The following is a 20766-nucleotide window of genomic DNA, read 5'->3' as shown; positions in this document are numbered from 1 at the left end:
TTTCGGGAGGGGCATATATATTATAACCATATAATATACAACATTTACTACAACAAATTTCCACATAAAGATTAATTTTAGTCCTTTCTATGCGGTACTATTTTTTTATGCTGGTATTATGTATGGCCAGTCTGACAGTGAATGCCAACGATACCACTTTACATGCAGGAGTATATAGGAACAGTGATAACACCTTTACCTTACGTTGGAATACAAATGACAAAACCCTTACCAACAGTCCGCGTGTAGTAGGGCTGGGATCTTCTACCCTTGCAGGTTATTTATTATCTTATCCCGATCGTCTCGGTGATAAGATCAGTGCATGGCTCACAAGTAATACATCCAGTCCTACCTGGATCAACCTCGCTGTGGCAGGGTATGCCAGTGCGAACCTGATGCCGGTTTCCAAAGGGGGTACGACAGGTACGAATATCGATAGTGCGCTGAACAGTAACCCTGATTTTATGTTCATCTCTTTGCCTACAAATGATGTGGCAAATGGGTTGACGAATGCAGAGATCATGGCGAACTTAAGATACCTGGATGTACTGGCCCTGAATAGTGGTGTTCCTATTTTCTGGGAGACCACCCAACCACGTACAACCTTCAGCGCTACTTTGCAGACACAATTGAAAGTGCTGGCGGATAGTATCCGTGCAGCATGGCCTACCCGGTATATAGAGGGGTTTAATAATGTTGTGAATACAGCTGCCAGTACTGATGCAGAGATCAATCCTGTGTATGGTGCAGGTGATGGGGTACATCTGAATTCGGCGGGAAACCAGTTTATTGCTGATAGTTTATTTGCACGCTGGCAACAATACTTTCAGGCAGGGACAGGGATATATATTATTGAGACATCTTCGGACGGGAGTACATGGAGCACCTTTGATACGGTGACCGACACCGTTAAAAAGACTTATTCTAATACTTATACGACTACACAATACTTCAGGGTGAGGACTCAATATACGGATGGGACTTATTCTACCTATTCCAATATTGTGACATTGACGGCTACCAGCACTTCGGCCAGTGTAAGAGTACGGAATACCAACAGGATCCTGGTCGATTTAGGGGGGGATGGTGTGAATACTGTTTTACCAAGTGGTACGGCTATGGGCCAGCCAACAGCTTCCCCGGATGCATATGGTAATTACTGGAATAACTGGTATGGTAGTGGCGGATCGGCGGGCTTCAGGGATGGCGCAACTATTAGCCAGCTCCTTACTACAGGTGATAGTACGACAACGATTTCAATGAAAATTATAGGTACCCCGGATGGAACTTATAATACAACAGCTATAACCAGGGGGATTAATAATAACGGGGTTTCTGTAGGTGTGGATGATTATCCTGCAACTGCCTTGTCAGATAATATGTTCCTGTATAATTCTATCAATCCCAATGGAGTGATACTCCGCATTAAAGGATTGTCGCAAAATAAGATCTACAATTTCAAGTTGTGGGGCGCGAGAGTGGATGCAAGTAGTACGCCAAGGATCTTGGAAACCCGTTTAGGAGCTGAAGACTGGAGCGCAGCTAAGAGCATTGAGACCAGATATAGTACCAGTGCCAGTCCGGAGTATGACAGAGCGATCAATTACACAGGCGTTTCCGGAGTAGATTCGCTGGATATTTATTTAAGAGTGGGCACCGGGAGCACCTTTGCGTCTCTGAGCCTGGTAGATATCACTTTTGGTAAGATAGATACGGTAGCGGTGTGCGAAGGAGGCAGTGTTACATTGAACACCAGCGCCAGTGCATCTGCTTACCAGTGGCAGCAAAATACAGGCAGTGGGTATGTAAATATCAGCGGGGCCACTTCGGCCACCTACACATTGAATAATACCTTGCTCACATGGTCCGGTTATCGCTATCGTTGTGTGGCGAATAATGATAGTTCGGAGGTGCACTATCTATTAGTGAATGCTACAATCACGCCCACTATCACCATTAGCGGTACAACTGCTATGGTACAGAACACAGCTACCACATTAAGTGCTACTATCACTAATGGCGGCACCTCTCCTACCTACCAATGGATGGATAGCACCAGCACGCATACATGGGCAGGCATCAGCAATGCAGTCTATAATACACTCACTTATATCCCTGCCAAAACAGGCGATAAGATCCGTTGTATACTCACCAGCAATTTAACTGGTTGTCTTACGACCTCGCAGATAACCAGCAACGAGCTTACATTTAAAGTAGATGTTATTACCACTGATACCGTGACTGTGTGTGAAGGAACAACATTGACATTGACTTATAACAAGTACGCTTCCTCCTATCAATGGCAGCAAAATACGGGGAGTGGGTATGTAAATATAAGCGGGGTAAATACAAGCAGTTTAAGCTTAAATAATGCCTTACTATCATGGTCGGGCAACCTGTATCGTTGTATGGCAGATGATGACAGCACGGCTGTGCATTATCTAAAAGTAAATGCTGCTGCTACACCTGTCATCACCATCACTGGCACTACTTCCGTAAGACAATATGTATCTACTATTTTAACATCCGCCATCGCCAACGGTGGTAGCTACCCATTCTACCAATGGATGGACAGCACCAATACACATACCTGGGCTAACATTAGTGAAGCCACTGCCGATACTATTAATTACACACCAAAGAAAACAGGAGATAAAATTCTTTGCCTGCTTACAAGTAGTTTAACGGGTTGTATCACAGCGTCACAGGTATCCAGCAATCAACTTACTTTCAATGTAGATGTGATCACTGCTGTGGATCCGGATCCAACGGTTACTACAGGGCCTCGATTATATCCCAATCCGGCATATACCTCTCTTACTATCGACCAGCTATCTAACTGGAAGTTATTGGAAATATACGGTATGGATGGAAAGACCTACCTGCGTAGAGAGGATATGCTCACCAAAACAAGTCTGGCATTGTCAGTTTCTCATTTACCAAATGGCATGTACGTAGTGGTGCTTACAAAAGCCAATGGTATTACTAATGTGATGAAGTTTATAAAAGCGGATTAATTATTGAAGTACCCTTTCATGATCTGATCTGTCGTGAGATGAACTGTTGCGACATTGATATGACCCAATCCAATGAAGTTTATAAATCAGATTAATTCCTGAAATACTCCTTCAGAATCTGCTCTGTCGTGAGATGAGCCGTCGCGCCATTGATATGACCCAATCCAATGAAGTTTCTAAATCAGATTAATTCCTGAAATACTCTTTCATAATCTGCTCTGTCGTGAGATGAGCCGTCGCGCCATTCAATGAATCCAGCTTGGACTTTGTAAGCACTACCGGATCCATCGTCACCGTCTCCAGCATCTTTTGCACCACCGGCTTCTTCTTTACTGAAATCGTATCATTCAGATACTTCTCCATCATCAATCCTGCAATCGGCGCCGCAAAGGTGCCCCCATAACCAGAATTCTCCACAATGACCGCCACCGCTATCTTCGGATGATCTCTCGGTGCAAAAGCCACAAAGAATGCATGGCTCTTCATCTTCTTCAATTGCCCGTTTACGATGCCATTGTTCTCTGCCGTACCTGTCTTTCCACACACGATCACCCCTTCTATCTGTGCATTTCTACCCGTACCACTTTCCACCACATCTTCCATTCCCAATATCACCGACTGGTAAGCCGTATCTTTTACATGCGCTACCGTATGTTTATCCCTGAACTTCTTCAGCACATCAGAAACATCATTATCAATACTATTCACAAAATGCGGCAGGTAGTAAAATCCTTTATTTGCAATGATACACATCGCATTCGCCATCTGCAAAGGCGTGACCGCCACTGCGCCCTGTCCCATTCCTACATACAACTCTGAACAGGAATTCCACTGCCCATGATACCGCTTATTCATGCCCACGGTATCAATCGCATACCCCGCATATTCTCCCGGTATATCAATGCCTAACCGGTGTCCCAAGCCAAATGACGTCATGTATTCATACCACTTCTGATGCCCCTTTTCTACCCCACCCCATTTCTTTGCATCCACTTCCATCCTGTACAGGTTCACAAAGTAAGAATTGCAGGAGTGCGAAATAGCCAGTCGCAAATTTGCTGCATGGCCTGCTTCACTATGCTCACAGGCAATTCTTCGCCCGCAGGACAAATAAGCACCATGACAGGGATAACCAAAATCAGGAGTAATGATACCTTCATCCAGCGCTACCAACGCTGTCAATGGTTTCATGGAGCTACCCGGTGCGTACGTACCCTGAATAGCCCTGTTAAACAATGGCTTGGTCGTATCACTAAATAGTTTATTAAAATTGCGTGCCCTGTAAGACCCCGTCAATAAGTTAGGATCAAATGAAGGACCACTTACCATTGCCAATATACCACCTGTTTGCGGATCGATGGCGACAATACTACCTATCTTGTTATGCATCAACCGCTCACCCAATACCTGCAAATCAATATCCAATGATAGACGGAGGTTCTTGCCCGCTATTGCCGCAGTGTCAAATTCACCTTTCTCATACGCCCCCTGTGTGCGATTCAGGTTATCCTTCACAAGGTATTGAATCCCTCTTTGCCCCATCAGAATGTGCTCATAGGTTTTCTCCAATCCTGTCATCCCCAGATAGTCACCCATGTTATAATCTTTATAAGCAGGGTTCAACTGCATTTGTGGCGAGATCTCACCTATGTAGCCCAATATATTGGCAGCACCACTATAAGGATAAGAACGGATCTGCCTGGGCATCAGCTCAAAACCCGGTTGAAACTGGTACATACTTTCCTGCAACTGCCCATATACATCCGGCAATAACAACGGTGCAAAAACCGACTGTCTTACCCGGCCATTCCTGACAATTGCCGCCACGATGCGTTTCTTAAACTCTGGCATATCAATCCCTAAGATCTTACACAGGTAAGCCGTGTCAATTTTCTTTACATTCGATGGAGTGACCATCAGGTCGTACATCACATCGTTGCGCAACACACTTCTCCCCTTTCTGTCAAAGATGATTCCACGGCTGGGATAGACGACTTTTCTCACTACGGAGTTGGCATCTGCCAGCTTGGAATATTTCTTATCAATTATTTGCAGTATAAATAAACGGGAAACAATCAGCAGTACGAGACCGATAAAAATAAACTGGATGACACGCCTTCTCGGCTGGTTATAAATGGACATTTTTAAACAATGTGCGGTTTTTTCTGATAGATGGTTATTCTTTGTTGGCAAAGGTTTTCAAAGGTACGTGGGGATCGTGGATAGTAATGATCAGAATAGGAAGGATGGTTATTATATAATATGAAAGGCGAGTCTGATCTGACTCGCCTTTTTTTATCATAAGTGGAACTTAAAGTATTGTCTTAGCCGTTGTTGAAAATATGCTTTGTAAGTGTCTTCGTAAGTATGACTTTGCCCCGGCAATACGAGCATGTCAAAGTCTTTTCCCGCCTGTATCAACGCATTCACCATTCTATAGGTAGCCGCCGGATGCACATTCGTATCTACCTCTCCGGTCACTAATAATAAATGCCCTTTCAATTTCGAAGCGAGTGCCTGGTTCAGCGCTACATGATACGCAAAACCGGAATCGATTCCCTGAAAGGTTTCACCCCAGGTACGGTTATATATATTATTATCATGGTTACCGGAGGAGGCCACTGCTACCTTATAAAAATCAGGGTAGGTACATATTGCCGCTACCGCCATCATTCCCCCGCCGGAATGACCAAAGATACCGACACGGGTGGTATCAATAAAATGATACCTGGCAGCCAGTTGGATGATCCCATGCCTGTCATCGTCCAACGCATAGTCACGGAGGTTGCCATAACCATATGTATGATATGCTTTATTGCGGTAAGGCGATCCACCCCTGTGCCCCATACAGACCACGATACTCCCCGTCTGTGCCAGGGCGGTATTATTATACCTGTCCAGCACTGTAAACGAGGACCATACTGTTTCTGTCTGCGGCCCCGGATATACCTGTGAAATGATGGGGTACTTTTTAGTACTGTCAAAGTCAAACGGCTTCCACATCAGTCCATAAATATCCGTTACCCCATCGGCAGCTTTGATGGTGAACATCTCCGGTCTTTTCCAGCCATATTTGTACAACCGGCTCAGGTCTGGTTTCCAGATTTCCATCTGCCAGTTGCTACTGGTACTTCTGATAGTAGTGCGGGGATCCATGTCTATCCGCGAATAGTTGTCAACAAAGAACTGATTGCCAGGCGCCATGAACACCTCATGGTTGGCATTTTCAGGCGTGAGCAACCGCAACCCTTTGCCATCGAAATTTACGGCGTACACAAAGGAGTAGTTAGGATTGATACCCTGTTCCCTGCCATAGCCATAAAAGTATAGTCTTTTTGAGGCCGTATCTACTCTTAGTAACTTGCCCGCTGTCCAGTCTCCCGCTGTAACTGCACCCTGCAAATGACCGGAACCATCATATAAATAATAATGGCCCCAGCCACTACGGTCTGACCACCAGAGAATATCTTTGCCATCATTGAGAATTGCAGCGGAGAATACATCATCATTAATAAAAGGACGGCTCACCTCATGGATCAGTACCTGCACTGTACCTTTCCAATCTACTGCACATAAGTCCATTTCATCCCTTGTACGCTTCTTCCGCAGGAAATACACTTTAGCACCGCCATACAGCACTTCCAGCTCCTGGTCTTTCCAATCGCCCGTATTTACAGGTAGAAAGGTTCCTTCCGAAGCATCGCCCAGGTATAACTCATACTGCGTCACATCCTTATCGCCCGGCAGTTCATATTTATACGTCTCTACCCTTGGGCGGGGAGTAGACAAACTATGCACGACAGTCATTGTACCAACCTTACGCCGATCCTTTCTGACTACGTAAAATTTTGAAGTACCTTTTATCCATATCGCCTCTGTATTTGATTCGCGCAAAGTACCAGTGTCAGCATCATTCATGTTAAAAGAGTGATATAACTCCCCATCAAAAGACAACTTTAACATAGAACTATCCGAATTTTTCCGCAGAAACAGGTTATGGTTCTTCGCCACCAGCTGCCATTTCTTATCTGGTGATAAACCATTACGCCAGCCGGAATGAGGATAATCATGGGGGATGGCGGGTACCAGTTTCCCATTCGCCAGGCTATAAGAATAACGGGCTTCTTTATAATAGATTCCCATATCATTGCTACCAGGCATTTCTACTTTGATAGCTGCCGTATCCACAGGTTGGTGCAATAACTCCTGTAGCAAGCCCCCCAGGTATTTTTTATCAGAAATACACTGACGGGTGCCGCGCTTCGCATCCACCAGGTAATAGTCCTTGTCCGCACTAAACCAGCATTTATCAGTACCCTTTACAAAAAAAGGAATAACGGTCAGAGATCCCATCTGTTTGGCCAGATTTGGGGCATCATAATAAGTATCCTGTGCATACAGACTACCAGCAAGTAAGACCAGCAGGCCTGTTTTAAAAATACGATTTAACATGATCGACGAGGAAATGGTTTTGAGAATGAGCGGCTACGGTATGAATGATTTCTTCCCAACGCGGATATTCCTTCTTTTTATAGGATGGAATGAAAGACAGGTAAGCAAATATAATATCCATATTCGGACTACTGAATTGGGCTATATGATCTGCAATCAGGTTGGTAACAAGCTGTGCATCTCCCTGACAGGCGGCTTCGGCAATGTCCATCATGATCATCAGGTCTTTTTTATCTGGCACCTGTGTGTGTTTGATTTGCTTACGATAGACAATAAAGTCTTCTTTTTGATACCCGATATCTTTCTGGTAATAACCTTGCAGGCAATAGCTGGTAAGTTTACGGAATACGCCTGAGATCTTGAGATTGATAGAATCAATGCCTTTTACTTTGGCAAAGTCCTGCCAGTGTTCTACCAGGTATGTAAAGTTTGGGCTATGCATATCGGAGAGCTCGCGGGTAAACTGGTTCTCTCCATACAGAAACCAGTTTTCAGGCAGCAGCTTCTGCTGCGCGGTAAGAGATTGAGTGTATTCTATATTGAGTTCCTTTCCCCGCTTTATTTCCTTGTTCCTTATAGTTAATACAATGTATTCCCGCATTAACGCCGGGCTACGATCTCCCGCCTCATACCTGCGGAAGATCTGTGCCACCCTGTTATCAGGGTCCATTCCTTCGGATACCTTTTTGAGAAATTCTTCTGCTGGCATGCCTCCAATGAATTTATACACGAGCTCTCCTTTCTCATTTAATAAGAGATATGACGGATATGCTCCTACCCGGTATTTTTTGCCGACTTCCGGACCTTCTCCCTTTTCCATATCCAGCTTTAAAGAGATCAGCTGCGTGTTAAAAAAGTCGGCTACAGTATCTTTTGTGAATACATGGGTCGACATCTCTTTACAAGGACCACACCAGGAGGTATAGCAATCTACAAATACAAGTTTATGTTCTTTTGCCGATCTGGCCAGCAGATCAGATAACGGTGTATGTTCAAAAGCGATCTCCCTGTGCTGGGCCATCAGCGGACTAAACACGCATGCCAGCAGTAAGGAATATATGACATTCTTCATAGTCAGGCTTTTATTTTATTAAAAAATTCATGTTCTGCTTTCAATTTCATCAGGCGGAAGTTCTCCCTGGTGAGCATATCCGGATGCGTGTTTGCCATGTCTTCCAGTTTCTTCATCGTCGTGATCATATAATAATGCAGCAGTACATTGGCATCATTTAAACCAGTACTGATATTTGCTTTGTAAGTAGCCTGGGCAAGCTCGTATACAAATTTTGCCTGCATCGTACGTTCTTCTGTATTCAGCACCTTTTCTTTACTGAAGGAAAAGAACACTTCTTTATCAATGAAATTAAAAATCTCATTTGCATCTGCCACCTGGTCAAGTTTTCTTATGTCAATAAGTGATTTCAGAATCGCAATCTGCATGTGGGTAAATGACTCCTCTACGCTGATCACACGACCACCAGGAGTACCATTTATTTTCATCCACGCAGCAGGGCCGCTGAATACATATTGTTGTAAGAAAGCCAATGCCTGTTTTTGTACAGCAGCATCTGCCTTTATCTTTTCTTCTCCCAGCGAAAGTGGCTTGCGGCATACCCCACCAATCAGCGCTGACACATCCATACAGTATTTCTCATAGCTGATCAATGCCGCACCATACAGGGATCCATTGCTTTTAAAAAGGTCTTCCGTACCATCCAGTTGTTTGCTGATAGTATCCAGTTGCAGGAACACGCGCTGCAAATTCTTAATGGCAAGTGTTGACGCCATGATCTTATCAGCAGCAAGGTCATAATGCTGTGTAAGCGGGTTCAAAGAATCTTCCGGCAAGTACGTAGGTGCCGGCCCTTGTCCGTATCCCCATTCGATCGCAGCAATGTCTGCTTCACCAATGCCCGGCATCAGTGTACTCACAGGTACGTGATCTTCGGGTTGAGCTACATAGTTAAATTCTATGTCATCCATGATAGAAGCCGAGAAAGCATGCGTCTTCATCCATGCGGGATTCCGCAGTTGTGCAGTGGTATAAGCAGCACTGCCGCTCAGGTTCGCACGTAAGCCCAATGCTTCACCTACGGTTTGGGTCATGAGCCACCTTAAAATCTCACCCTGGATCTCCGGGTTCCTGATATCTTTTATAATTCTTTTATCATTGGCGCCACATTGCAGCAAGTATCGTAACATCAGTTGATCCGTTACCGCTTCGGTCACATTAATACGGGCTGCGAGTATTTCACCTGTTTCAGGATGCTCAACGGTCGCAACGATGGGTGAATTATATGTATTACCCCAGTTCACCAGCATATACCCAGGGCTTAACTGCTGATCCTGTACAATCTTTAATACATCTCCATGAAAAGCTACATTCCATGCCAGTACTCCCTGCTCAATATACTTTCTGAAAAAAGCAGGAATATTCGGGTCTAGTGCTACACTAATTTTATTACTGATATTCCATTTATGAATAAAAGATGTTTTGCGGGCGGTATAAGCTGTTCTACCATAGTCCATGAAGCTAAATGTTTCAAATGGAGATGCTTTCTCTGCCAGTTTTCTTGGCATCTTTTCGTCAGGCAATTGCTGGAATACAAGTTCTATTTCGTAAGTATTGGCATTGTCCATATCCCGGCCTGATACAAAGTCTTTGTTAAAATCTGTCTGAGACCGTTCTACTGTAAACCGTACTGCCTTTTCTGTAGTTTTAATATCTTCCACCACCGAACGCTCCGGATCGGGATGACTCAGGAAAGTCAAATCAGGAAATGCAAACCAATCTCCTCCTTCAAGAATCTGACGGGAAATCTCGATAATATACCCCCCTTTCTTTCCTGTTGCTACTATTGAATAACCGTAACTGATAGGCAATAAACCCGACCGTTTTATTACTGGTTCCATATCCCCATTGATATCACCGCTGGCACCTTCATTAAAACTAATACGGGTTACATTCAACGAGTTATTGATACCTTTACTGAACCGGATAATACCTGCTGATTTTGCTATCGCAGAAGAATATCCTTTCCTTACATATCCCATTACCAATACATCTTTTTCCAGTGCATTGTCTGGTATTTCCAGGTAATAGTGTTTATCCTTTTTGTAGATAGAATAATCTCCTTCTATCTTCTTCATGCCATCCTTATAAAACTCTTTATAGGATTTCGGTGATTTATTTTGTGCAGTAGCCAGTGCTACATTAAATAGCAGACAAGCTGTTATCAGTGGTCTTCTCATATGCCAATATTATTTATTTACCTGCTGCCAGTGAGGAAGCATTTCCTTTTTCCCAAATGGTAATCATATCTGCCAGTGACTCCCAATGTGCTTTCAAGAGCACGTCAGTACTCATCTGTAATTCTTTCCTGCTTTTTGTACCTATCTTATCAATTATAGCCAGCAGTTGTACACTTACATCATCAGAAAAACCTGAAGATGATGCTACTATTGACAATGATTTTATGAGTAATGTACGTTGCAGCTCCCTATTGAATTTACTGGTAGCAGGTTTACTGAATATAACTGTATATAATCTTTCGTACAGTTCCTTTGTAGCATAGCCCTTTGGATTGACCACCAGATTATCATTTATATGGCTGTATGACATGATCAAACGGGACAAAGTAATATTGAAAGGCTCCATACCATCCCTGTCAAATTCGAATGCAGCTTTCCTCATAATAGCTGTATCAAACAACCATTTGGGATACTCCAACAAATATTCCTCCAAGAAAGCAACAGCCGCTTCCTGTCTTGCCCTGGGTACCGGCTCGTAAGAGGGGAAGTTTTCCTCAGGCTTTGCTTCCCTGTTATTATACCGTCCCCCAACCTCAACCAATGCATGCAACAGGTAATTATGATATCGACCTAACAGGCTCCTGTATTGCTGTCTGTAATGGGCAGGATCATTCTCAGACGTCTTCATCCATTTATTAAAATGCTGCATGGTAAGCTGGAGGTTTTTAATACCCAGTTTGCCGGCTTGTACCGGGTCACTCCCTACATCTTCCGATTGATAACGTGGATCCATCTGGTCATTCTCTCTACCAAAGCGAAGGCGAATATCTTTTCGCTTTTCCGTCACCCAGCGTTCCAATGAATCGGAAGTCGCTTTTGGTGTTGTAAATTGTGGCAGGTAACGATATCCCCATTCAATCGCAAACAAATCATACACACCAATACCGGGTACCAACAGGGTGTCTGGCATATGATCTTCCGGCTGTGCAGTATAATTGAATCGCATATAATCCATTATGGATGCCCCAAAACCATTCTTTGCCACATAAGCCGGTACACGAATACTATCTACTTCATAAAATGCGCTGCCACCAAAGTTGTGTTTTAACCCCAACGTATGCCCCACCTCATGAGTGATGACATTCTGTATCAGCCGGCCCATCACATCATGGCTCAGCGGATAGTGACGAGCTGCTGTATCGGTCGCAGCACACATAGAAAAATACCAGCGCTGTATCAGGTCTAACACACTGTGAAATACCGCGACTCTACTACTGATGATCTGACCGGACCGTGGATCGCTTACATTGGGACCAAAGGCATTCTCAATAGGAGAACCTTTGTAAGAAATATAAGAGAACCTGACATCTTCCATGGCATAGGTACTATCTTCTTCAGATGGTTCCGGCAACGCATAAATGGCATGTCTGAAACCAGCTTTTTCAAATGCCTGTTGCCAGGCATTCACCCCTTTTATAAAATAAGGAACCAGGTAAGCAGGCGTATGCTTATCGATATAAAACACAATCGGATGTTCTGGTTCTACCAACTCTCCTGCCAGGTAACGGGGCACATCTGCCGGCTTAGGGTGCAAGTCCCAGCGGATAGTCAACTGTACCATCCTGGGATTAGTTGCATAATTATCGTAGTCTCTGATTGTCTTTGTAAAATAACCTACCCTGCTATCCTCAAAGCGCTGCGGCATAGGGTGCAGCGGCAATAATACCCAGGAAGCACCGACCTCCCATGCAGAAGAATTTTTGCTTTCCCCTCCAGGACCATAAGTACGCAGAGACCGAAAATTCATGTTAGCAGGAAAGCAACGAATACTTAGGATGGAAGACTTGTCTGCTTCAAGATTACCTAAGCTCAACTCTTTCTTTGCTCCTTTCAATGCAAAGAGATCTCCATCCCCAGTAAGTGTCTCTGTAAAATCAATCAGTACAGCATGATCACTCTTTGCCATTACAGGAAAAGACAATAATACAGGCATCAAAGTATTGTTAGCTACCTTGTAATAGATGGTGGTTGAATCCTGTGCATTCTGAAATATAGGTTGTACGATATTGAGTTTGTCCCCTGCTTTCACAAAGCGGATCACTCTTTCAAACACCGCATCTCCGGCATAACCGAATCGCTTTTCGGGCTTACGTTCTACCTGCGCAGCACCTTTTACAATCGTAATAGCAGAGAGGATATCACGTCCATTAATACTATCCGGCACTTCCATGAGGTAACGCCCTTCCTGTATATAGATATTACACATTCCCTGGTGACGCACAGCCGTCGATTTAATAAAACTTTCCATAGATGGAATACTATCAGCAGACTGTGCTGACAATGACAGGGGGGCTGCATAGAACATGCAGATAAGGATTAATCGATTTAAAGTCGTCATCTTTCTTCAATCATTGCGGGATAGCGGCATTGCCGATGGCCTGCAGGTCTACATTATAGTTTGTGATGAAATAATTCCGTACGATGTTATACCGCTTTTTTATTTTCCCACTGGTATCCTTGAGGGGGTTGAGAATACCTTTATTGCTGTAGGATGATGCTGCTTCTGCCTGGTTTAGCATGGTTTCGGAACAACTCACCATCGCCAGCATAAATTTTTCCCAGTCATTCTGTGCAGATGCGCTGTAATAGGTAGAAATGGATCCTGCCGCATAAGCCGCTGCCTGGGTGGTAAACTTCGTTGTATAGCTGGTAAGCTTTGTAAAATCGTCTGTAGCAGCAACAGGTTTTGTTGCGAAGATTTCTGCCATAAATGCCTGCGATACTTTCCAGATGAAATAACCGGAATCTTTTGCGGTCATATTTTCTACATTGGCATTACCAAAATTAACAGTGATATTGTCATAGTTGTACCATGCAGCAACCTCTTTATAGTTCAGGTAAAAAGTAGCTGGGGTTGTAGAAAAATCATACCCCAAATAAGAAGAGTCTACTTTGGAACAGAGCAGGATCTTCACAGGTAAAAACTGCTTCAGGAACTTATCGGAATAATACCTGAACCAAAGGCGCTGTATTACTTCCAATTGTTTACCTACGTACGTTTCCTCAGCTTCAATAGCCAGGAACCCCACATTCCAGTAGGCACCTGCTGAATCATACCTTGCATTTTTCCAGCCGGTTGGTGTCCAGTAGGCGTCCCTGTCTGTGAATTGATACAATAGGTAGGTGCCATACTTCTTATAATAATCCAGGATAGTCGTATCATAATCATGACTACCTTGTGGTAATGTATAAACCAGGCTCGCAGAAGGGGTGAGCGTTTCTTCCTGCTTCTTACAGGCAACCAATGCCAGCAAAAGGAATATATAGATTGCTAATTTCATTTTTAACGGGCGTTTTGAGTCAGTTTATTATTTCTCTCTAAAGCAGTAACAGGAATAGGTAATGCATACAACGGACTGTTTGCCGCCAGTGTATAGATGGTGCTATTCCCGTCTGCATCAATGAAATTGTGAGTCACAGACAATCCCAACCGCTTGATATCTGCCCATCTGAAGTTTTCTTCAAGGCATAGCTCTCTTCTTCTTTCTGCCAGTGCAAAACTGATAAGCGAGTCAGCATTCTGTATATCGATCGTGGTATATGGAGAAGAAAACCTGTTTTGTCGCAGGGTATTCAGGTATTGCAATGCGCTGGTACGATCGGCTTCCTGGCCGCCGGACTTGAAGCGACGGGCCAGTCCTTCCGCTGCATTGAGGTACATTTCTGCTACACGGATCCCTTTATCACCGCCTTTACTGTTTAAACCAATCTTGGAACTACGGGTGTTATAACCAGCTCCTGAAACGGTAACTTTATAAAAGTAAAACTTATACCGCAGGTCATTATTTTCATACAGCTGGCCCAGTTCATCAGCTACTTCGTAAGGTGCATGCATGCCCGAATAGCTAATCGGAGAAGGGAAAAACGTGGTAACACCACTGGGATTAGACCCATATTGAAAAATCACTTCTGCGCTCTGTGACTGATCATATATATATAATGAACCGGAGGAAGAAGAGAGGCTCATATCAGTCAACTGGGAACGTTCCGCCAGCACTTTTTCAGCATAGTCGATCGCTTTGTCCCACTCCCCTTTATACAGGTATACCCTGGAGAGTAATGCATAGGCGGCTATGTAACCTACGCGATAAGCGTTGGGCGTTTTATAGTTTGCTTCCAGCAATGTCGCTGCCTGAGTAAGGTCTTTTTCTACCTGGTCAAAAGTCTCCTGCAGGTTACTGCGGCCAATGTGTTCGTCACTCACTTGCATCGACAAGATCAATGGCACACCAGGCGTAGATGCTGCACTGGCAACATATGGCGCACAATACAACTGCAGCAGCTTAAAGTAATAAAACGCTCTCAGCAGCAAGGATTGTCCTACCAGTGCATCCTTGTCCTTCTGTGTTCCCGATACATTGTCTATATAGTCAATTATGATATTACAGCCTTTAATTTTGCTGTAATATCTTGCCCAGGCATTCAGAGCCGTCGCTGCTGTACCCTCGGAACCATCCAGCTCTTCAGCATCATATTTGAATACACCTTGTCCATTCTGGTAATAGCTGGAATAAGTGGTGTTCTGTTCTCCTGTCGATTTGCGGGGCATACCGTAACTACGCACATCATCTGTGAGCAAGTCAGAAAAATCTTCCAGGTTAGCTGTATAAGGATAAGCATCACTGATCATCAGTGCATACAGATCATCAGTAGTAGTAGGCTTGATCTCGTCCGGGCTCGTCTCCTTCAGGAACTTCTTGCAGGAGCTGAATAGCAGGCAGATGGGAAGAAAATATATAATAAGTTGCTTCATGTTCGTACTGTTTGACAATTAAAAACTAACGGAGGCGGATAAGGTATATGTGCGGGTACGGGGTTGCGCACCGGTAGCCACTTCGGCATCCCTTCCCTTATAGTCTCTGCTCACAATAGAGAATAGCTGCGATACGCCACCTGACATGTTCAGCGTTTTGCACTTCAGTTTCTTTATTACCTGTTCAGGAAAACTATAGGCCATAGACAGATTGTTACATCTCAGTGTGCTGGCGTTTACTACACGTGCGGTACTGTAGTTATACATATCATATACCAGGGCATACTTGCCATTCGGCAACTTTGTATAGGGAATTCTATTATCAGGCAGTCCGGGGAAATTGGAATTTGTATTATCGGGCGTCCATCTTTGCAACAGTTCAGCAGAGAGGTTTTCGTCTTCTCTTGGCAACAACGGATTTAATCGATACGCCGCTTTCAGGAATCGCTTGCCTCCTACCTGCAGGTAAAGGTCTGTAAAAAGCGTAAAACGCTTATACCGGAAACTCATACCCAGGCCACCTGTAATCAATGGATCCAGCTTACCCATATAGCGCATATAACTGGTAGGATCATTCAAAGAATCGGCACCTTTAGGTACGGCAAGATTGATGATTGGTAAACCATTCTCAGGGTTTATACCTTTAAAATCAAAGGCCCAGAAACCGGATACGGGATAACCTTCTTTGTACAAAGTGCCGCTGGCAGCCGTAGTGTAAGAATTCAACTGTGTCCCTGTCTTTTTAACCTGGTTGAAGTTCTTAGCTGTATTTGCACTTACCGTCCAGGTAAAGTCACGGGTACGGATGGGTACGAAGCTGGCGCTTACTTCCAGGCCGTGGTTGATCATAGAACCACCATTGATCGGCATGGTTTCAACCCCGTATTCTACGGGCACTGCCAATTGGGTAATGAGGTCTTTGCCTTTCTTCCAGTAATATTCAAATGAAGTTTGTATCCTGCCACGGAAAATGCTGAGGTCAAATCCCAGGTTAACTGAAGTGTTCTTCTCCCAGCGCAGATCCGCATACGGTAATTTGCTTAAAGTCAGCATCGACTCACCGGTAAACTGGTCTACTGAAGCACTGGCAGCACCTGTAGGTGTTTTGATAATCAAGTCAGGGCTGATACCTGCTACAATGTTACGCTGAAAACCATAGCTGGACCGCACACTCATATCAGACATCCAGCCACTGTGGTCAAACCATTTTTCTCTGCCAGCATTCCAGCGCACACCACCTGCCCATACAGGGTTGAATTTTTCCCCTGTAAACTGACCAAAACGGTTAGACGCATCAGAACGTACACTAGCATTGACAACATAACGGTTGTCGTATACATAATTGACAGTTGCGTAGAGACCTACATTATTTACCAGGTTATCTGTGTATACATGCGTATTTTCAAGTAAGAGTGGATTAGCGGTCCCATTTGCAGTATATGTTAATGGCAGGCTAACAAAAGATTTACCTCTGCCATAGAGGAAACCCAGTGTACGTGCAGACAATCCTGTAGTCTTGCTGCTGTTGGCCTCCTGTCCGATCATGGCCGTAAGCGCATGTTTCTGTGCAAAGAGATGGCTATAGGAAAGACTGTTACGCCAGTTCCAGGTAATGTTACGGCTATCGTCATCATTCAGTTCTCCGCCTACAGGCATTTTACTGTTGATATACGCAACATCAGTAGACTTTGCAGTACCATAGTCATAATTCCTGATGCCGGCAATATACTCAGTACGTTCTGTTGCATAAGATTCTCCATTGGTACTGCTGGTACTGTAGCCAAATAAAGTCTGAAATACCAGCCCCGGAATGATTTCATAGTTTACATCCATGCTGGTATTGGCTGAGAGCGTGCTGGTGCGGAGACCAGTATTGTTCCTTTCATTGATGATATTATATTGAAACCCACTGGATGCAGTATAAAAAGACAGATCACCATCGGTAGTATATGCTTCAATAGCCCTGCTGGTACCGGAGGCATATCCATAAGGGTTGACCTTATAGAAGCCGTTGATCACCTTGTTGCTGGCAGAGAGACGCAGTCCTACATTCAGCCTGGGAGAGAGGCGGGAATTAATATTTATATTACCAGTATAGGCTTTGCTATCATTACCGATGGCAGTACCATTGGTAGTATTGTACCCAAAGCTGGCATAGTAGCGGGTGTTCTGGTTACCTCCTGAAATGCTCAGGTTATGGTTCATGCTGACAGCATTGCGGAAGAGCAGTTTGAACCAGTCGGTATTGACCGTTTCCATTCTTGCTACTTTGGCATCAAATTCTTCGGCAGTAATCTGTTTATTCAGGTATTGAGAGAGCGCACCGGCATAGCCGACATTGTTACTGATACTGTTGGATACAAGTCCGCGTGCATAAATTTCTTTGGATACGGCCACTCTTTGTTTGGAGTTCATCATCTCCAGGCGGTCATAATTTACTTTGTCAGTCATGCTGGTATTGAGAGAGTAACTAACGGTAGCGGGTCCGGACTGCCCTCTCTTGGTATTGATCACGATTACGCCATTTGCCGCTTTTACGCCATAGATAGCGGTGGCAGAGGCATCTTTCAGTACTGTGATTTCATCGATGTCATTAGGGTTAAGCCAGCCGATGGAATTGCCTACGAAGTCCCGGATATAATCAAAGTTATCTCTCGTAATATCACCCAGTGAATTCAGGGTAGTGGCTTTGAATGGCAAGGGATCCTGCTGGATGATACCATCTACCACCCATACCGGCTCCTGCGAACCTAATAAGGTAGAGGTACCACGTACGCGGATTTGCTGTCTTACACCAGTAAGGCCGGAAGTGTTGGTAACAACTACACCGGGGAGTTTACCCTGTAGTGCCTGTTCGATGCTGTTCACACCATTCAGGTAGAGATCCGCAGATTTTACCGAACTCACAGAACCTGCTACGCTCGATTTACGTAATACCTGGTAACCTGTTACAACGGTTTCATCTAATGAAGTGACTACGGGTTCGAGGCCGATCAGCATTTCGCCGGATACCATGCGGGTATAGTTGCCACCGGGTGTTTTCTCCATCTTACCCATCGTCAATGCATCTAACCTGGATACAGGGATTTCAATACGGCTATAACCAATATAAGAGACAATGAGGGTTTCATTGCTCAGAACATTGATTGAGAAATGTCCCTGGGCATCGGTGAGTACGCTCACGGGTTTTCCTTTTACAGTCACCGTGGCACCGGCCAGTGGCTGACCGTTTGGCGACATGACCACACCATTGACAGGGCCGTCTTTTTTCATCTCCATGGGGAAGAAGTCTACCTTGCGGGAGATGACCACAGTTTTGCCCTGGATGTTGTAGTCAAATGGTTGGTTTCGCAAAACCTGCGGCAGGGCGGTGTTCACTGTTGCGCCAGACAACTGTATGTTTACAGGAGCGGCGTTTTTAATGTCAGCATCATCATAAAAGAACACATAGCCTGTTTGTTCTTTGATGGCTTCAAATACTTTTTCAAGCTTTACGGACTTTCCGGTGTAATTGATCAACTGAGCGTTTGTATTGGCACTCAGTTGCAGGAAGGCGCCGATTAAAATAGCAGTTGTTAGTTTCATGACTAACATGATTTTGGTTGAGAACAGCGGTCTCTCCTTAAAAACGGAGCCGCAATACGCCTTAATTTGCATACTTTTGCAATGTTTAGGTGGTGGTTTTAAGCTGTAGAAATTTCTTAAGAGATCGCCTGAATATCAACCGGGGGCAGGGTCCAATCTGAATCCCCGGTTTTTTTATTCATTCAATTCTTTGTTCCTGTTTTCTGCAGGACTGATTTTAGTTGACGGTCGGTATTATCCCTTCTTAATGTTGCATGAAAAAAAATTGATGGTTGGTTTTTTTATTCTGTGATAATAATTTCCCTGTTGTTGATTTTATAATGAATTTTCATTGTTTCAAGAATGGCCAGTACCTGCTGCAGACTGAGATCACGGCCGATCTCACCTGAGAAGGAACGGGTGGATGGAGCACCTTCGAAGCGGACGGTTACATCATACCAGCGAGCCAGTTGGCGCATGACGGCGGGGATGGAAGCGTTATCGAAATGGAAGAGGCCATTGCGCCATGCGGTGATGGCGGTGGGTGCTATTTCTTTTAACTGCATGGCCCCATCAGCTTTGACAATTGCCTGCTGACCGGGATGCAGGATGGCTTCGTTTTGGTTGTTGCCTGCCTTTACAGCACCTTGAATTAAGGTAGTGGCGATGTAAGGTTCATCTTTGTAGGCGTTAATATTAAAAGTAGTTCCCAGCACCTGTACCCAAGCTCTGTCGTCGATGTTCACTTTGAATGGTTGATTGACAGCATAGGCAACATCAAAATAGACTTCTCCTGTAATGCTGACTTCTCTTGTTTTGCCGTTGAATGCAACGGGGTATGTGATGGAGCTACCGGCATTCAGCCATACGCCGGTGCCATCCTGCAGGAGGACATGAAAGGTTCTGCCATTGGGAGTGTGAATGGTATTGTAGACCATGTTTCCTCTGTTGTTCGAACCTTCATAGGCCAGTAGTCCTTTGTTTAATTTAATAGCAGTGCCCTCTTCTTTACCCAGGTTGGTGGACTGTAAGGTATCGAGGTTGATTTGCCGGCCATCACCACGGGTAAGGATAGCGCCGTTGATGGCAGGTGTAATAGTTTTAGCAATAATAGCCGGCTGGTGGTTCTCTTTTAACAGATTGTATAATAATACACCCATTAACAATGCGATGGCAGCTGCATATGATAGTATGCGTTTAATGGGGAAGACCTTGCGGATGACAGGTCGGTCGGTGGCCAGAATTTTACTGGCAATGTGTTGGTATGGTTCCAGGTTAGTGGTGACATGCTGATTGGCGAGCAGGAATTCCTCTCCCACTTCTTCCGCCATGGGATGATTGGGATGGGTTTCGAGCCAGGTAAGCAATTCGTCGGTTTCTTCCAGGGTGATGGAATTGTCGGCATAGGCTTTTAGTAAATCAGCTAATCTTTGGTGGTCCATATTTAATTGACCCTTGGAAATGGAAAAGGGGGGTATAGGGGGGAAAATATTTTTTATGGTGATATAGGGGGAGGAGGTTTTTATGATAATAAGGGGGAAGGAGGTTTTATAATGATATAGGGGGAGGCGTTTTTATGATAATATAGAGGGAAGGAGGTTTTAATAATGATATAGGGGGAGGAGTTTTTATGATAATATGGGGGGAGGTTTTTTTTATGATAATATA

General features: G+C 44.4%; 10 protein-coding genes. 1 reads left to right on the top strand and 9 read right to left on the bottom strand.

Features of this window, described 5'->3' with window-relative positions; genetic code table 11:
- Positions 1-89 precede the first annotated feature (89 nt).
- Positions 90-3017: a T9SS type A sorting domain-containing protein gene (locus tag SIO70_RS15255; protein ID WP_320581714.1), complete on the top strand. Its 2928-nt coding sequence runs from the start codon at positions 90-92 to the stop codon at positions 3015-3017.
- 186 nt (positions 3018-3203) lie between these two features.
- On the opposite strand, the gene mrdA is transcribed toward SIO70_RS15255, so the two are convergent.
- The 9 genes from mrdA to SIO70_RS15210 form a co-directional block, all read right to left on the bottom strand.
- Positions 3204-5159, bottom strand: a complete 1956-nt coding sequence (gene mrdA / locus SIO70_RS15250; RefSeq protein WP_320581713.1) for a penicillin-binding protein 2 — start codon at positions 5157-5159, stop codon at positions 3204-3206.
- Positions 5160-5315: 156 nt separating this feature from the next.
- Entirely contained in the window at positions 5316-7469 is a 2154-nt protein-coding gene (locus SIO70_RS15245) for a S9 family peptidase (protein WP_320581712.1), read from the bottom strand.
- Positions 7450-8541, bottom strand: a complete 1092-nt coding sequence (locus SIO70_RS15240; RefSeq protein WP_320581711.1) for a thioredoxin family protein — start codon at positions 8539-8541, stop codon at positions 7450-7452. Before SIO70_RS15240 ends, SIO70_RS15245 begins: the two co-directional genes overlap by 20 nt.
- Positions 8542-8543: 2 nt before the next feature.
- Positions 8544-10721, bottom strand: a complete 2178-nt coding sequence (locus SIO70_RS15235) for a zinc-dependent metalloprotease (protein ID WP_320581710.1) — start codon at positions 10719-10721, stop codon at positions 8544-8546.
- Positions 10722-10734: 13 nt separating this feature from the next.
- Positions 10735-13086, bottom strand: coding sequence for a zinc-dependent metalloprotease (locus tag SIO70_RS15230; RefSeq protein WP_320581709.1), 2352 nt, complete (start codon positions 13084-13086; stop codon positions 10735-10737).
- 43 nt (positions 13087-13129) lie between these two features.
- A complete protein-coding gene (locus SIO70_RS15225) occupies positions 13130-14062 on the bottom strand; it encodes a hypothetical protein (RefSeq protein ID WP_320581708.1) in 933 nt (310 codons plus the stop codon).
- Between the two features lie 2 nt (positions 14063-14064).
- Positions 14065-15534 (bottom strand): RagB/SusD family nutrient uptake outer membrane protein, encoded by a 1470-nt coding sequence (locus SIO70_RS15220; protein ID WP_320581707.1) that lies wholly within the window; start codon positions 15532-15534, stop codon positions 14065-14067.
- A gap of 18 nt (positions 15535-15552) precedes the next feature.
- Positions 15553-19119, bottom strand: a complete 3567-nt coding sequence (locus SIO70_RS15215) for a SusC/RagA family TonB-linked outer membrane protein (protein ID WP_320581706.1) — start codon at positions 19117-19119, stop codon at positions 15553-15555.
- Between the two features lie 281 nt (positions 19120-19400).
- The gene (locus SIO70_RS15210) at positions 19401-20540 is read right to left on the bottom strand and encodes a FecR family protein (RefSeq protein WP_320581705.1); all 1140 of its coding nucleotides are present in this window, start codon (positions 20538-20540) and stop codon (positions 19401-19403) included.
- Positions 20541-20766 lie beyond the last annotated feature (226 nt).

It is taken from the genome of Chitinophaga sancti, assembly GCF_034087045.1.
In the GTDB taxonomy this organism is placed as follows: Bacteria; Bacteroidota; Bacteroidia; order Chitinophagales; family Chitinophagaceae; genus Chitinophaga; species Chitinophaga sancti_B.
This window is presented reverse-complemented; position numbering and strand designations above follow the sequence as displayed.

Bases quoted from the DNA above. Each gene is read 5' to 3' on its own strand.
- SIO70_RS15255 (WP_320581714.1), top strand. From the start codon at position 90: ATGCGGTACTATTTTTTTATGCTGGTATTATGTATGGCCAGTCTGACA.
- mrdA (WP_320581713.1), bottom strand. From the start codon at position 5,159: ATGTCCATTTATAACCAGCCGAGAAGGCGTGTCATCCAGTTTATTTTT.
- SIO70_RS15245 (WP_320581712.1), bottom strand. From the start codon at position 7,469: ATGTTAAATCGTATTTTTAAAACAGGCCTGCTGGTCTTACTTGCTGGT.
- SIO70_RS15240 (WP_320581711.1), bottom strand. From the start codon at position 8,541: ATGAAGAATGTCATATATTCCTTACTGCTGGCATGCGTGTTTAGTCCG.
- SIO70_RS15235 (WP_320581710.1), bottom strand. From the start codon at position 10,721: ATGAGAAGACCACTGATAACAGCTTGTCTGCTATTTAATGTAGCACTG.
- SIO70_RS15230 (WP_320581709.1), bottom strand. From the start codon at position 13,086: ATGTTCTATGCAGCCCCCCTGTCATTGTCAGCACAGTCTGCTGATAGT.
- SIO70_RS15225 (WP_320581708.1), bottom strand. From the start codon at position 14,062: ATGAAATTAGCAATCTATATATTCCTTTTGCTGGCATTGGTTGCCTGT.
- SIO70_RS15220 (WP_320581707.1), bottom strand. From the start codon at position 15,534: ATGAAGCAACTTATTATATATTTTCTTCCCATCTGCCTGCTATTCAGC.
- SIO70_RS15215 (WP_320581706.1), bottom strand. From the start codon at position 19,119: ATGAAACTAACAACTGCTATTTTAATCGGCGCCTTCCTGCAACTGAGT.
- SIO70_RS15210 (WP_320581705.1), bottom strand. From the start codon at position 20,540: ATGGACCACCAAAGATTAGCTGATTTACTAAAAGCCTATGCCGACAAT.